Genomic DNA, 14,774 nt, shown 5'->3' on the forward strand with positions numbered 1-14,774 from the left:
CTTTTGGATTCATCATCAATACGACCCTTGCAGCAAGCAAATGTAGAAAGACATTAATTGTAGAATGTAACGTAGAAAAGAAGTAGATGTAGTCGTAGTTTCGAATTAGAAAGCCTGCAATTATCGTCAGTAATCAAGCAAAATAGACACACGTAGAAGAACCGATAGCTATCGATCCTAGAAAAGAATGGTCATGCCATGCAATCTTAGTAAGACATAACTTTATAACAGCAGATCTATATAGAATTGGATCAAGCTACACCCCCAGCCCGGCACGATGCCAGGGCTTTTTTACGTTGTGCACCCATATCCAACCACTTCTTCCCGGAAACAGAGGTATCGTGGTTCTTTCTGCGGGGTTTATAATATGGCAAGATAGCAAAAGAGGGAGTGATGGGATGTATTCCGATCTACAACTGACGGAGGACCGCCCTGTATATATACAAGTCAAAGATTATATGAAGCGACTGATGCTCAAAGGCGGCCTGCAAGCGAAGCAAAAGCTTCCTTCCACCCGTGAACTCAGTACACTGATGAAGGTGAGCCGCAGCACAGTCCTGCTCGCGTATGCCGAGCTTGAAGAAGAAGGTCTCATTTATGCAGTCAAAGGCAAAGGCAACTACGTCAGTTCCACGATTGAAGCACCTGAGCCAACTACAGGTTGGCAGCTGAATTGGAACAACCGTGTAAGTGACTATGCGATCCAGGCGGAACAATATGATCTGATGAAGCACGGTTCCGGTGCGGAACGTGGCGAGATCTCATTTACAAGTATCGCCCCGGATGAGAAATTGTTCGATCTGCACAACGTGAAACGGGCCTTTCTCGATCGCATGTCGCTTGAAGGGGAAGTGCTGCTGAACTACGGATATGCGCAAGGATACCGACCTTTGATGAACTATCTGCTTCGGTACATGGAGAACAAGGGTTTAGATCTGAGCGGCAAGGATATTCTCATTACCAACGGATTTACAGAAGCCTTCGATCTGGTGCTCGGTGCATTGCGCAAACAAAGTGGGAAAGCCCTGTGTGAGAATCCAACGCACCATACGGCCATCAAAAATCTGAAACTTCACGAGTTCCAGCTTACCGGTGTGGACATGGAGCCGGACGGACTGAATCTGCAGCAGTTGGAACGTGAACTCGCCGCAAGTCCCTACGATCTGGCATATCTGGTGCCTTCTTATCACAATCCAACCGGAACCGTGACTTCTCCTGCCAAACGGGCAGAAATTATCCGGTTAATGAATCAATACGAGGTTCCCATTATCGAGGACGGGTTCAACGAGGAACTGCGTTATTCCGGTTCCCACGTTTCTCCTCTGATCGCTAGTGCGGGCAAGGGGAATGGATTGGTGTATCTGGGCAGCTTCTCCAAGGTACTGTTTCCTGGGCTCCGCGTGGGTTGGGTCATTGCGGATGCAGCCCTGATCGATTATTTGGAAAGCATGAAACGGGCTCGCAGCATCCATACCTCAACGCTGGATCAGTCGCTGCTCTATCAGTATCTGAGCAACGGGAATTTTGAGAAGTATCTGAAGCGGGCCCGCACTGAATATAAGCGAAAATATGAACTGGTCGTGCGCTGCTTGCGCAAGCATCTGCCGATGTGCCAAATCTCCGGCGAAGGCGGTCTGCATCTGTTTGTACAATTCCCTCCGGAATACCGGACCAGGGAATTGCTGGCTGCCTGCAAGGTGAAGGGTGTGACCTTCACGCCTGGGGATACCTTTTATCTGGAACCAGGTCAGGGATTAAATACGATGCGACTGGGCTTCTCCAGGGTCAGCGACGAGAACATTCGCAAAGGCATTCGCATCATTGGTGAGACAGCTGCCCAGATGGAGTGAAGCGGCTGAACGACAGAATGGGAGGATTATACATGAAGGTTGGCGTGATTATGGGGGGTACATCTTCGGAGCGGGATATTTCCCTGCTCACCGGACAGGAGATGATTGCCCATCTGGACAGGGATAACTATGAGGTCGTTCCCATTGAGCTGAACAGCAAACGGGATCTGATCGACAAGTCGGCGGGCATTGATGTGGCCCTACTCGCTCTGCATGGCAAATACGGCGAAGACGGCACGGTTCAGGGCACACTGGAGTCGCTCGGTATTCCGTACACCGGATGCGGTGTCCTGTCCAGCAGTGTATGTATGGATAAAGACATGTCCAAGCAGCTCATGCACCATGCAGGCATACCAACCGGAGAATGGGTGCAGGTGAGCCATTTGGAAGAACTGTCATCCACAGCGGTGCAGCAAATGACGTATCCGGTTGTGGTGAAGCCCAATTCAGGTGGTTCCAGTATCGGTACCCAAATTGTCCAAGAGCCGTCGGCTCTTCATGCTGCGGTCGAAGCGGCACTGCGATGGGATGATACGGCCATGATTGAGCAATATATCGAAGGCGAAGAAATTACCTGTGCCATTGTAGATGGCAAGATGCTCCCTATCATCTCGATTCGTTCAAACGCTGCGTTCTTCGACTATAGTTCCAAATATAATGACGGCGGTGCTGAAGAGCAGGTCACCCAGCTCCCTGCCGACATCCACAAACGTGTGGAGGATGCCGCGCTCGCCTGCTACCGCGTGTTGAAATGCAGCGTCTACGCTCGCGTGGATATGATCATTCGAGACGGCATGCCTTATGTGCTCGAAGTGAATACACTGCCAGGTCTTACCCGTAACAGCCTGCTGCCGAAAAGTGCAGCCGCTGCGGGAATTTCCTTTTCGGGGTTACTGGATACCATCATCGATCTGTCGTTAAAGGAACGAACGAAGGTGGCGAAGCTGTCATGAGCCTGGATGTAACGATACGCAATAGTTCAACGGAAGATCTGCAGGATATGGTCATTCTCATGGATCAGCTCGGTTACCCCACAACGTACGCCGAAATGAAGGATCGTTATGCCCACATTGCGGCTGATGCGAATTTTAATACACTGGTTGCCGAGGTCCGTGGACGTGTGGTCGGATTGATTGGAATGCAGACATCTTACATGTATGAGAAAAACGGGAAGCACTGCCGCATCATGGCACTCATCGTGCATGACCAGTTCAGAGGGACCGGCATAGGCCGACAGCTGATTCTGGCAGCAGAGCAATGGACCGTTTCCCAAGGCGTAGATTCCCTGTCCCTGAACAGCGGAAACCGGCCCGATCGTGAAGCGGCACATGAATTCTATCGCCAGCTGGGCTTTACCGCTGGGAGTACCGGATTTAGCAAAAAACCGCGGGCTCTTCAGCATGCCTAAAGGTCGATAGCCATGATAATAAAACGCCTGTCCCCAACAATATCGCTGGGAACAGGCGTTTTTGACAATATGTTATTGCTTATGGTCGATCGATAAAGATCCAACCCGTTTCTTTTTCCTTATCCACGGTTGCTCCAAGAGACTCGGCCATGAAGCGCAGTGGAACATAGGTCTTGCCGTTTTTGCCCACATAAGCCGATTCAACCATGGTCACTTCCTTGCCAGCGACTGTTGCGTTCTTGGAACCGACGGTCAGGACAATCTCATTCCCGGTAATATCGTCAATGACAACGATTGTATCGGAGCCCTTGGTCCATTTCACTTCTGCATCCAATTCCTCGGACAGGTAACGCAGAGGAACAAATGTTGTGTTTTTCACAGTAACGGCTCCGAAGCTTTCGTCTTCCGGATACAGCATAACGCTTTTCCGAGTGATGCCAGCTTCATCTTTCAATAACTGATATATCACGGAATTGGAATCAAAGTTACGCAGCATCTGTCCAGGAGTGATATCTTCCTTCATCAGATCAATTACGCCACCCGTTGTATCAACAGCATCTACTGTCACAGGCCCACCGATATTCCACTGTTCGCTATCTGCGTATAGAGTAACGGATTGCAAAGGCAGATCCTCTGAGGCAGGCAGTGCCACTTTCAACTCTGCGTTTTGCTTGCGGATGTTCAGCTCGCTGTCGAGATAGAAATCCAGTTTAAACGTTGTATCTGTGCCAAATACCGTCTTCAGCTCAGGTACTTCATTCAACAATTCATTCAACCCCTGATCATAGTTAACCAGAAGCTCGTCGAGTCCGGTCTTGATCGTGGTGTACATTAATGCAACGGTTGCCTCTTTCGATTCTGGCATCAAGGAAGAAATCCCCGATGCGTCCACTTCGTCCATCTGGGACATTGCGTTCAGTAACGGATAGAACACATCATACAGATCTCCGATCAGATCCTTGAGCCCTTGCTCATCCTGGGCAACACTCGTCAGGAATGGTTTTACCATCGCAAGAATCTCTTCCCCAGTGATCTCCATGTGCAGCTTGGAGAGGCTGAGGGATTCACCATTAACCGATTCCTGTACAGGCGTAACCGAGATGTTTTTCGGATTGGACAAGTGCTTCAGAACAAAAGAAAGCAATTTCGGAGACAGCTCCTCAATCTGCTTTTCCAGAGCCTTGGTGTCCATCATCGGAAGCGTTTCTGTTCCTTCCAGCGCCTCCAGTGATATGTACAGCGGCTTTTGCGCTCCGTCCAGGTCGATCACCATTTGGGTCTCATCCATGGAAAGGTGGAAAGGCAGCTTGGTTCCTTGGAAACTTACCGAGCCTTCGATTGACGCCGTTTGGGCATCCTTCACTTTGGCATTTTCAATATCTAGGGAAAGGGAATTAATAAGCTCAATGATTTCGTTGTCTTTCTCCGTAGCGAATTCTTTGGCCGGCTCTATGTTAACGTGCATGGACTGTCTCGATTCACCGGATTTTACCGTTGTACTGTTGGCCATGGCTTTACTAATATCCACCCCACCTACAGCCTGACATCCCGTAAGCGCAACCATCATTAAAACGAGTGGTACGGCGATCCACTTAGCTAACCTGCGATTTTTGATACGATCTCCTCCTTAGGAAAAATGTGGTTCATCCCTATTATGAGGCCTTCAGGTAATTGTTGTAAACTGATGGATTGTAAAAATACCAAAAAAAGGCCGGAAATGTGTCCGACCTTTGGATAGAACTATATTTAGATGACCTCGTCAATTACTCTTCAGTTTCCTCGCCATTTTCTTCAGTCGGTTCATTCTCCTCTGTCGTTACAGGGGTTTCAAATTGATCCGGCTCATCCTCTTGAACGGCTTTGTTCTCTTCATTCTGATTCTGTGTCATATCGCATTCCCTCTCTTCTACCGGATTTTCACAAGGCACCCGCCTGTTTCTATCAATAACCCGAATCAGAGCGGATCAAACATAATGCAACGTTAACATAAATTTATCTAGAAAATATAAAAGGCGATCCCGTTTCCACTCGCTGCGGCTGCCTGATATAAAGCCTGAACCTCGTTCAATGTCTGAACGATTTCCTGGAAAGTCCCCTCCTTGTCCCAACCTTCCCTGACCGGATAGACGCCCTCCGATATCATTTTATCCAGGTCAAAACGCGCCTTCAATTCATCGCGATCCAGCTGCTCCAGAGCCATGTAAGCTTCCAGTACCTGTTCGCTCGAGAGCAGAAACAGATCCATATCCGAGTAGTTCCCCAAATATTGCTCACCTGACATTGGTACTACATATCCGAGAGGCGGCTCTCCATCTGCCAGATTACCGGTTAACGTGAACTGAAGCATCTGCCACATTTTATCGATATCCAGGTCGACTGAACAATCATGCACACTGATCTCACCCGACTTGATTGATTCAATCAAATCCTGGGTGACTACCAGGTATCTGCCGGACATTCCCATATCATGATCCCTCCTATGTATTTACTTCTTATGTTCCCCATTAACCGTGCTTGATGTAAAAGAATCGGGGTAAAAGGTGGAAAGGAACAATAATCTTCAATGAAGTTACATGTTCAATTATAGCAAACACATGTCATTTCAAGGAGGAACCAAACGGATGAAAAAATTCGATTACAGCTTAAATTATGAAGAGCTAGATCTGCGCAAGCATCCTGAACTGTACACTGTTGGACGGGGAGAGCAGGGTGTACTGATGGTTGAACCCTACAAGAGCGAGATTCTGCCCTATTGGCGTTTCAAGACACCCGAGATTGCGACAGAATCATCAGAGAAGATCTACGAGCTATTTTTGGAATATAAAAAAAAGGAGGATTTCGTTGGTATGGATATGGCGCGAAAGTTCCTGCAGATGGGGTACACACGGGCCAGGCGCTATACGAACCACAAAGGCGGGCGCAAATACTCGAAGGAGGACGGTTCAATCCTGCCATATCAGAATGACAAGGTCAAAGCGGAAGCTGCAGCCATTTTCAAGGCACAGTGGGAAATCGCCAAGACTGACCCGGACTATATTGAGATGAAAAAGCAGCATCGGGAAAAGTACGAATCAGAGAAGGAATAGGCTCATGGGTGAAAATTACATGATTCATACAGATGCTCCATTTGATATAATGCATTACGTCCAACTCACAATTGAAATAGGATGATACCCCATTTAAAGGAGTTCCATGAAACGACCGCCTTCGGCCCCCAGCAAAAGGTTGAAGACCAGATGGATTGAAATTCATAAGGCTATTGAAGAAGGTGATGACATGTTATGGATGCTCGGCACCGTCAGTATAATACTGAATACCCTGTGCACGGCAGGTGCCGGTGTTGGGCTGGTGGTAGGATTTGTTTTTTTCCTGATCGGTTTCGGGGGAATGAAGAACAGGTCTCATACCCTTGGCAGTTTACTAATGAGCAAGGATACCCTGATGATTATGGGAACGATGGGTGTTGTGCTTGTGTACTTCCTCCTCTCCTCCTGGAATTTGAGAATGATAGGTGATACGACCTTTCCTGGCATGCTGGGTTCTGCGATCAGGGAAGCCTCCGGGAGACAGCTGCTAAATGCTGGAATTCTGAACGCGCTCTGGACAACGATGAGCCTGTACTGGCTGCTTCCAAAAGTGTTCAACTTTGGCGGATTAGGCCTGAAAGTACAGCTGATTGCACTCAGCGCGGCCGGGACCAGCCTTCTTTATGGAATATTAAATGTTGTTACTACATAAACGCTGACAGCAGGGAATTTGCTGTCAGCTTTTTTTCATGAAGATTAGGCTCGGGCTCTTTGCGCCTTGTCATTCTTGGAACGCGGACTCAGCATCCCTCCAACTACACGCAAGATCTGTCTGCGGGGTAAAATACGGGATAATTGAGCTGTCCAATAATTCGAGGCGCCTGGCACAGCGTAGGGCTTGCCTGATTCCAGTGCCTTCATCGCCACTTCCACCACATGCTCAGGCGTATCCCGTTTCCCTACGGAGGCCTCTTCGGCATTCACGACATCAAAGAAGGAGGTCTCCGTCGCACCGGGACATATGGCCAAAAAGCGAACTCCACGCTGTCTATTCTCTTCGTATAACGCCTCTGTAAACGAAAGAACAAATGATTTCGTAGCCCCATATACAGCCATATACGGGTCAGGTTGAAAGGCTGCCGTAGAAGAAACATTAATAACCGTTCCGTTTCGACTTAGCAGCATCCCTGGCAAGAACAGATGGGTCATGTTGGTTACAGCGAGTACATTAAGCATGATCTCTTCTTGCTGACGTGAGCCATCTACCTGCTCAAACCACCCATGTGTGGCAAAGCCCGCATTGTTGATTAAGGTATCTACCTGTATGCCCCGATTTTTACATTCGTCATAAATCTGCTGTGGCGAATGCGCTTCAGATAGATCCGATACGATGACCTCTGCTTTCACTTTATAGGTTCGTTCAATGCGTTCCGCCAGCTGTTTCAGTTTGGATTCAGACCTGGCCACAAGTACCACATGATTTCCCTTTGATGCCATCTCTAATGCAAAAGCCTGCCCAATTCCCGAGGAGGCCCCTGTAATCAGTGCCCACTGATGTTGATTATTTTTCATTGCTCATCCACCTTTTCGTACATACGTTTTTTATTGGAAACATTGTTTCCTAATGAAAACATAGTATTATTATTTCTTGATTCTGTCAATTCACATTTGGAAAATTGACGATATCAGGCGTAAAACAGTAAAATACTCATAAGAAACGTAGTTTCTGTTAGAAAACAAATATGATGCTACGAGGATGAACAAGATGAACGATCACCTGTCAAATTCCAAGGAGTCGATTCACACCGTGACAACTTTTCAGGAGGCGAGACTCCAGCACTCCGAAAATCTGCGGCAAAATATTGTGCATGCTGCTGCAGCGCTATTGCAAGAGCATGGACCCGAAGCTGTCACGGTACGGCGTGTGGCAGAACGCATGGAGTGCTCCACCAAAATCATATACAACCTCTTCGGCAAGAAAGAGGGATTAGCCAAGTACCTGTATCTGGAGGGGTGCACCCTCCTGTCTCAATCCTTTGAAGCCGTGCCACAGCAAGCTTCTTACCAACAGCATTTCCGTGCTCTCGCCCTCGCCTACTGGAATTTCGGTATGACGCAATCCAGCTTTTATCAGCTGATGTTTGGTGGTTCATTCGCCGAATTCAAACCGGATGCAGAAAGTTTGGAGGGAACTGCAACAGCATTGAAGCAGCTCACCAATCTGGTGGAAGCTGCGAAGGGACAAGGGTTGCTTCGTGAAGATGATTCGCTGCTTGCGATTCAAATGATCTGGGCTCCCTTGCACGGTGTTATTCATCTATACCTGGGAGGCCATATTGAGAGTGAAGAGGCTGCCAGAAGGCTATATGACCATACTCTGTCCATGATTGTTCAATCACTTTTTGAAACAGACATGTAAGGATAGCCAGCCCCGAAACACAAAAAAGGAGTGAAAGTTCAGCTGTCACGCTGAACCTCGCTCCTTTTTTGCGTGTATAAATACACGATGTACTATATTCTCTGCTCAGCAAATTGAATTAACGCGCTTCTCCATTCTCGGCTTCCCAACGCGCGATTTCTTTACGCACGATTGGAGCAACCTCTTTACCGAGCAACTCGATCGCTCTCATCACCTCATTGTGCGGCATCGTGCCGAGGGGGGTGTGCAGCATGAAACGAGTGATGCCGACTTCTTTGCGCAGATAGATAATTTTTTGAGCTACCGTCTCCACGTCACCCACGTACAGCGCACCTTCAAGGCTGCGTGCAGCGTCGAACGTTGCACGGCTGTAATGTCCCCAACCACGTTCACGGCCCAATATATTCATGACCGCCTGTGCAGGCGGGAAGAATTTCTCAACCGCTTCATCCGTTGTATCGGCGATGAAACCGTGGGAGTGCGATGCCACTGTCAGTTTGGAAGCGTCATGCCCTGCATGTGCAGCTGCCTTTTTGTACAATTCAACCAGTGGGGCAAACTGAACCGGACGACCACCGATAATGGCGAGCACAAGTGGCAAACCGAGCAGCCCTGCGCGAACAACCGATTCCTGGTTACCACCACTACCGATCCATACCGGAAGCTTCTCCTGTACCGGACGCGGGTAGATGCCCAGGTTATTAAAGGAAGGGCGATGCTGGCCTTCCCAGGTTACTTTTTCCGAATCACGCAGCTTGAGCAGCAGATCCAATTTCTCGTCAAACAACTCATTGTAGTCGTTCAGATCATAGCCGAACAAAGGGAAGGATTCGATAAATGAACCCCGGCCCGCCATAATTTCTGCACGTCCATTCGAAATGCCGTCCAACGTCGCAAAATCCTGAAATACCCGGACCGGGTCAGCCGAAGACAGAACGGTTACGGCGCTGGTCAGCCGAATGCGTTTGGTCTGTGAAGCTGCTGCTGCCAAAATGACGGCTGGGGAAGAAGCTGCATAGTCAGCACGGTGATGCTCACCCACTCCATATACATCCAGACCAACCTCGTCAGCCAGGACAATCTCCTCCACAACATCACGAATACGCTGCGCGTGACTGATGAGTTCTCCGGTGTTCACATCCGGATTTGTTTCTACAAAGGTACTAATTCCGATTTCCATGTTTTGTTCCTCCCTGTTTATGAAGCGATTCGTTGCTCATCTAACCTATTGTAAGTAGATCACCTTTTGTTATGTATCTTAATATTGAACTATTTTGAAGAAAAACACAAGAGCCCCCTGTCTCCAGAGGGCAATATTACAACGTATTATTCTCAATTTCCTATGAATTGATGATTATTTCTTTTTCCCGATATACAGCAGGTGTGACGAGATTCCCAGAATTGAGGGATCTTGAGCCATCTCAATCATCAATTGGATCAGCTCATCATACTCGCCACGCTCTTTCCAATACTGCTGCTGCTCTTCGGTGAGCATGGTCCCTATGCTGGATGATCCAATCAGATTTATCGTTTCAAATCCCTGTTCCTCCATAAACGGCTTAATATCCGGAATGTTGAAATAGTACGCTCCTGTAAATCGACCCTGATCCTGATGATCGAATGTCCCCTTTTCCACAAAAGAACGAATGGCTCCCATTTGATCATTTGGTTTCCATTGCCGGGGAGACTGGAGCGAAGTAATGCCCATTCTCATTCGGCTCTGCATCGCGATATAGACCACGCCATCCGGCTTCGTCACCCGGTGCAATTCCTTCACAGCCGCTACCCGCTCCTGCTCCGCTTGCAGATGATACAGCGGTCCCAACATCAGCGATGCATCATACGTATCGTTAGCCATCCCATCCAGTCGGGTCGCATCCAATACGTGAAATCCTTCGAATTGATTCGTCAGCTCGAACTCCTGAGCCTTCTCCCTAGCAATATCCACGGAAGCAGGTGTCAGGTCTGACAGTGTCACATGGTATCCAAGTCTCGCAAGTTCCATTGCATATTTCCCTGGCCCTGCCCCATTATCCAGGACAAGTCCTGCTGCGGGAAGATGTGCTCTGATGTAATGCATGTTAATGATGAACTCCAGTGGCTCCCGTTCCAGCCTGCCCCATTCGTCAAATCGGGAATAATAGTTAATGATTCGATCTCTTGTCATCCGTCCGACACCTGCCTTCTTCTCATATTGAGGCTATAAAACACAAATAACCTGCCACCTCAATTAAGAGGCGACAGGTTTGCCCTTCGCGGTACCACTCTTCTTCATCCATGGACAGTGACATGGTAGATCACCAAAACTTACTGTCATAGGAACTCGGACCGGATGACGGGGGTTAGCCGTCAGGATCTCTTTGCAGTCAGCATGTGTGACTGATGGTTAATCCTGCCGCTCACAGGCGAGTTGGGGACAGGGATGGACTGCCTTGCACCATATCGGCAGTTCTCTGGGCCAGCCTTTATCCTTAATGCTCCTGATCATTGCGTTTTGCTGTTAAATTTCAGACAGTATATATCACCCATATATTTCCTGCCAACTCATTCAGATCAACTGCGCAGATAATCTCTTCAACTATGTAACACACATGATGAACTAGATCTTTTTCACAAATTCAGACTTCAGCTTCATTGCGCCCAGACTTTCGATTTTGCAGTCAATATCATGGTCACCGTCAATCAGACGAATGTTTTTCACTTTAGTTCCCTGTTTAACTACCAGTGAGCTGCCTTTAACCTTCAGATCCTTAATGACCGTCACGGTATCTCCATCATTTAGCACATTGCCATTGGAGTCACGTACGACTTTGGTATCTTCGGCACTTTCGGTTTCGGATTCCAACGTCCACTCATGTGCGCACTCCGGGCAGATCAACAGATTACCGTCCTCATACGTGTATTCAGAATTGCATTTCGGGCAGTTAGGCAAATTAGACATATGGTTTAAACGCTCCATTCATTTTTTGTGGCTTCTCGCAAGTATAAGGGATTCCTCATGTTCCTTCCAGCCTATGGGACACGTTAAGGCCATGATAGTCCTACTCCACGTTCGGTTAATGGAATTTAAACCAAATTTAAGGTTCACCTCTCCGTACTTTAAAACTAATCTTATACGATATACCTATCCGGAAGAGATTCCCGAACATATTTAAATTCAGATTCATGCTAAATTGCATAATTAGAGCCGGGTTGCAGCCCGTCCATGACATATTTCTAATCAAAGGAGTTCCTTTTCATGTCCATGTCCATGTCATCCTATGTTTTCCCTGTGCAAACCGCTTTTTTTATCTTTGTGATCATCTCCATGTTTCTGCTTGTTCCGTGGCTGATCTATGGTTATCGCAAAGACGGATTTTTTAGCTGGTCCCGGTTTGGCATCAGCTTTTCCTTTATCTTTTATATTCTGGCTGCGTATTGTCTTGTCATTCTGCCATTCCCGACGACGCGAAACACATGCGCGCAGCAGGCAGCCGACACGGTATATTACAATCTCGTTCCATTCAGTTTTGTAAAAGATATTATGAAAGAAACACCGATTGTATGGTCACAGCCAGCCAGCTATGTCGGGATGATTCAGGGCAGAGCCTTCCTGCAAATATTGTTTAACGTCCTGCTCCTCATGCCGCTGGGTGTATATATCCGGTATTTCTTTCAAAAGAGATCCTACTGGAAGTATGCCTTAATTGGCGGATTTGGCCTTTCCCTGTTCTTTGAAATTACGCAAATCACCGGATTCTACGGTTATTACAACTGTCCCTACCGCCTGTTCGATGTTGATGATCTGCTGTCAAATACGTCAGGAGCCGTGCTTGGATTTTTTGCAGCTCCTATACTGCTTGCGTTGTTCCCATCGCGTGCAAGCATTCAGGCGAAGAGTGAGCAGATTGTGGAGGAAAACAAGGTATATCCTATACCGCAGCTGCTCGCACTGATCATTGATGGTGTGGTCGTTGTTTTCATATCGAACCTGCTCTCCATCTTCAGTTTATCGAGTGCCAATATCATCACCAGTGCAGCAAATACGACCATTGCGCTGCTCATTGTATTATTCTTCATTCCAACCGTTCGAGAAGGGAAAACGCCAGGCTCCGCCCTCATGCGTTTCCGGTATGTCCGCAGGCAGACGGGTAAGCCGTCCATTAGATCCCTGTTTAAACGCTGGCTTGCCCTCTACGTTCCATGGCTTATTTTCACCATGATCCGGCTCATTAACGACTATGCATTTGTAAATAACGATTCAGTGCTTGAGCCATATAAAGTATGGATTTCGATCGGTATTATTGGCCTCTATATGCTTATGTTTGCAGCAATCTTCATCCATGTTATGCTGGTGCTCTTCTCCAGAGGCAGCCGGGCATTCTATTGTGATCATGTATCCGGTATTAACGCTTCCCGCAAGTAAATTTAGCAGTCCGTATTACGGCTCGGTGAGCAATCGTTTGGAAATTGGCAAAAGAAAGGCGTCTCCCGTCAGGAATGACGGAAGGCGCCTTTGATGTGTGTGTGACCGCGACGTCACGAGCCGTTCGTTTACACGCCGAGCAGCTCCCGCTTGGATGCTTCTGGATCATGCACCAACTCAATATCATGATTAAATATCAACGTAGCACGATCTTCCTTATAAGCAGGCCAGTTCACACCATCCGTCTCAGGCCGGCCATGCTTGGCAAAGGAAAGCCAGGCATCCTGCACCTTGCCCGCCAGCTCTGCAGCCGCAGCATCCGGTTCTGCATTCATGAATTTCAGAACAGGTAATGTATTAAATGCGAAGAAGATATCAATGCTGTGGATCGACTTTTTCAGCAGCGGATGCTCCGGCATGACCCAATCGAAGCGATACATCCATACAGGAGCGTATTTCTCTTGGGCCGCGGCATATTGCAGTGCGGACCGCCAGAAGAACAGATCGGTCATGACTTGGGCCTGTCCGTCTGCCGTTTTGGGATAGCCGTCCGCGATCGCTGCACGATTCTCCAGATCCGGCGTCATAAAGTCAACTGCTTTTACCATATTGATCTCTTCCGAATAGGGTACATGCGGCTGAATGAACAGTGAACCTTCATGCAGGGTAGTACCGATCAGAACAGGGATGTCCTGGGCAGCGCCCTCACGAACAGCTTCTAATGGAGATTTCGGCAAGGTTACGCCATCCAGCACGGGCTGGAATAACAAGGCCATGGCAGCACCGCTGTGTTTTTTGACCGCTTCGCCAGCTGCAATGATTTGTTCAGCCGGAATGGATTTCAGCTTATGTAGATCATGCGGCTCCACGCCAAGAACCTTCAGCATCGCACTGCGGATCTCCGCGGCTTGCTCTGCCGGCATGAATTGGGATGCACCACTCTGCATAATGGTCCGGTGGAACAATCCCTTGGCCGCCGGCATTGCCATTAGGGCCGCAATGCTCATGCTGCCTGCAGATTCACCGAACACCGTGACATTGCTTGAATCACCACCAAAAGCTCCGATGTTATCCTTTACCCACTGCAGGGCAGTAACCTGATCGAGCAGACCCACATTGGTTGCAAAACCATCGCCCAGCGGCGCCATATGCATGAATCCGAGCGGCCCCAGACGGTAGTTAATTGTCACAACGATAACGTTCCCCCGGAGGACCAGTTGTGTTCCATCATACAGAGGCTGGCTTCCCGCGCCCGAAGTAAATGATCCACCATGAATCCATACCATGACCGGGAGTGGATCGCTACTTTCTTTTTCAGGTGCCCAAATGTTCAAGTATAGGCTGTCTTCCGATTCAACGGGAGGCTCTCCGGCCATCCCCTCCGCTTGGTGATTTCTTGGCTGTATATTTTCAGGGCCGAATTTCTTGGCCTCTCTGATCCCATCCCAGGACTCGGGCTGAACCGGGGCTTGGAAACGCAATTCACCCACGGGTGGTTTGGCATAAGGGATGCCTCTCCATACCCTTGTTCCATGCAGATGATCACCCTCAACTGTACCGTACCTCGTGTTAACTTGAAGTTCTTTCATGTGGCGTATACATCCTCTCTATTTCAATTTTCAACTACTATTGAGTATAGAACTCCACAAGACCAATTTACAAGTTT

At 48.2% G+C, this 14,774-nt stretch carries 15 protein-coding genes; 7 read left to right on the top strand and 8 right to left on the bottom strand.

Going from position 1 to position 14,774, the window contains the following annotated elements:
* Window positions 1–398: 398 nt before the first annotated feature.
* From AB3N00_RS21810 to AB3N00_RS21820, 3 genes are read left to right on the top strand one after another with little or no spacing between them, the layout of a single operon-like run.
* Window positions 399–1,850, top strand: coding sequence for a PLP-dependent aminotransferase family protein (locus tag AB3N00_RS21810; protein WP_413036464.1), 1,452 nt, complete (start codon window positions 399–401; stop codon window positions 1,848–1,850).
* Between the two features lie 32 nt (window positions 1,851–1,882).
* On the top strand, window positions 1,883–2,803 hold the full coding sequence (locus AB3N00_RS21815; RefSeq protein WP_413036465.1) for a D-alanine--D-alanine ligase: 921 nt from the start codon (window positions 1,883–1,885) through the stop codon (window positions 2,801–2,803).
* On the top strand, window positions 2,800–3,258 hold the full coding sequence (locus AB3N00_RS21820; RefSeq protein WP_413036466.1) for an N-acetyltransferase family protein: 459 nt from the start codon (window positions 2,800–2,802) through the stop codon (window positions 3,256–3,258). Before AB3N00_RS21815 ends, AB3N00_RS21820 begins: the two co-directional genes overlap by 4 nt.
* A gap of 79 nt (window positions 3,259–3,337) precedes the next feature.
* Here the strand turns inward: AB3N00_RS21820 and AB3N00_RS21825 are convergent, their stop codons facing one another.
* From AB3N00_RS21825 to AB3N00_RS21835, 3 genes are all read right to left on the bottom strand, one after another.
* Window positions 3,338–4,825: a copper amine oxidase N-terminal domain-containing protein gene (locus AB3N00_RS21825; RefSeq protein ID WP_413036467.1), complete on the bottom strand. Its 1,488-nt coding sequence runs from the start codon at window positions 4,823–4,825 to the stop codon at window positions 3,338–3,340.
* A gap of 196 nt (window positions 4,826–5,021) precedes the next feature.
* Window positions 5,022–5,147 carry a hypothetical protein gene (locus tag AB3N00_RS21830; protein ID WP_413036468.1) on the bottom strand — a complete coding sequence of 42 codons (126 nt, stop codon included), beginning with the start codon at window positions 5,145–5,147 and terminating at the stop codon, window positions 5,022–5,024.
* A 107-nt stretch (window positions 5,148–5,254) separates the two neighbouring features.
* Window positions 5,255–5,722 carry a YfbM family protein gene (locus AB3N00_RS21835; RefSeq protein WP_413036469.1) on the bottom strand — a complete coding sequence of 156 codons (468 nt, stop codon included), beginning with the start codon at window positions 5,720–5,722 and terminating at the stop codon, window positions 5,255–5,257.
* 157 nt (window positions 5,723–5,879) lie between these two features.
* Between AB3N00_RS21835 and AB3N00_RS21840 the strand changes: the two genes are divergently transcribed.
* Both AB3N00_RS21840 and AB3N00_RS21845 read left to right on the top strand, forming a co-directional pair.
* The gene (locus tag AB3N00_RS21840; protein WP_413036470.1) at window positions 5,880–6,344 is read left to right on the top strand and encodes a DUF4385 domain-containing protein; all 465 of its coding nucleotides are present in this window, start codon (window positions 5,880–5,882) and stop codon (window positions 6,342–6,344) included.
* A gap of 139 nt (window positions 6,345–6,483) precedes the next feature.
* Window positions 6,484–6,996 carry a hypothetical protein gene (locus AB3N00_RS21845; RefSeq protein ID WP_413036471.1) on the top strand — a complete coding sequence of 171 codons (513 nt, stop codon included), beginning with the start codon at window positions 6,484–6,486 and terminating at the stop codon, window positions 6,994–6,996.
* Window positions 6,997–7,040: 44 nt separating this feature from the next.
* On the opposite strand, the gene AB3N00_RS21850 is transcribed toward AB3N00_RS21845, so the two are convergent.
* Window positions 7,041–7,856 carry an SDR family NAD(P)-dependent oxidoreductase gene (locus AB3N00_RS21850; RefSeq protein WP_413036472.1) on the bottom strand — a complete coding sequence of 272 codons (816 nt, stop codon included), beginning with the start codon at window positions 7,854–7,856 and terminating at the stop codon, window positions 7,041–7,043.
* A 193-nt stretch (window positions 7,857–8,049) separates the two neighbouring features.
* Here AB3N00_RS21850 and AB3N00_RS21855 point away from each other — a divergent pair, with 193 nt between their 5' ends.
* Window positions 8,050–8,703, top strand: coding sequence for a TetR/AcrR family transcriptional regulator (locus AB3N00_RS21855; RefSeq protein WP_413036473.1), 654 nt, complete (start codon window positions 8,050–8,052; stop codon window positions 8,701–8,703).
* Window positions 8,704–8,821: 118 nt separating this feature from the next.
* On the opposite strand, the gene AB3N00_RS21860 is transcribed toward AB3N00_RS21855, so the two are convergent.
* The 3 genes from AB3N00_RS21860 to AB3N00_RS21870 form a co-directional block, all read right to left on the bottom strand.
* Complete coding sequence (locus tag AB3N00_RS21860) at window positions 8,822–9,883, bottom strand: LLM class flavin-dependent oxidoreductase (protein WP_413036474.1); 1,062 nt, start codon at window positions 9,881–9,883, stop codon at window positions 8,822–8,824.
* Window positions 9,884–10,057: 174 nt separating this feature from the next.
* Window positions 10,058–10,870 carry a class I SAM-dependent methyltransferase gene (locus AB3N00_RS21865; RefSeq protein ID WP_413036475.1) on the bottom strand — a complete coding sequence of 271 codons (813 nt, stop codon included), beginning with the start codon at window positions 10,868–10,870 and terminating at the stop codon, window positions 10,058–10,060.
* 432 nt (window positions 10,871–11,302) lie between these two features.
* Window positions 11,303–11,644 carry a zinc ribbon domain-containing protein YjdM gene (locus AB3N00_RS21870; RefSeq protein WP_413036476.1) on the bottom strand — a complete coding sequence of 114 codons (342 nt, stop codon included), beginning with the start codon at window positions 11,642–11,644 and terminating at the stop codon, window positions 11,303–11,305.
* Between the two features lie 297 nt (window positions 11,645–11,941).
* Between AB3N00_RS21870 and AB3N00_RS21875 the strand changes: the two genes are divergently transcribed.
* Window positions 11,942–13,108, top strand: coding sequence for a VanZ family protein (locus AB3N00_RS21875; protein WP_413036477.1), 1,167 nt, complete (start codon window positions 11,942–11,944; stop codon window positions 13,106–13,108).
* Between the two features lie 128 nt (window positions 13,109–13,236).
* On the opposite strand, the gene AB3N00_RS21880 is transcribed toward AB3N00_RS21875, so the two are convergent.
* Complete coding sequence (locus AB3N00_RS21880; protein WP_413036478.1) at window positions 13,237–14,697, bottom strand: carboxylesterase/lipase family protein; 1,461 nt, start codon at window positions 14,695–14,697, stop codon at window positions 13,237–13,239.
* Between the last annotated feature and the right edge of the window lie 77 nt (window positions 14,698–14,774).

Origin of the sequence: Paenibacillus xylanilyticus, assembly GCF_047246825.1 — a bacterium.
Classification (GTDB): Bacteria; Bacillota; Bacilli; order Paenibacillales; family Paenibacillaceae; genus Paenibacillus; species Paenibacillus xylanilyticus_B.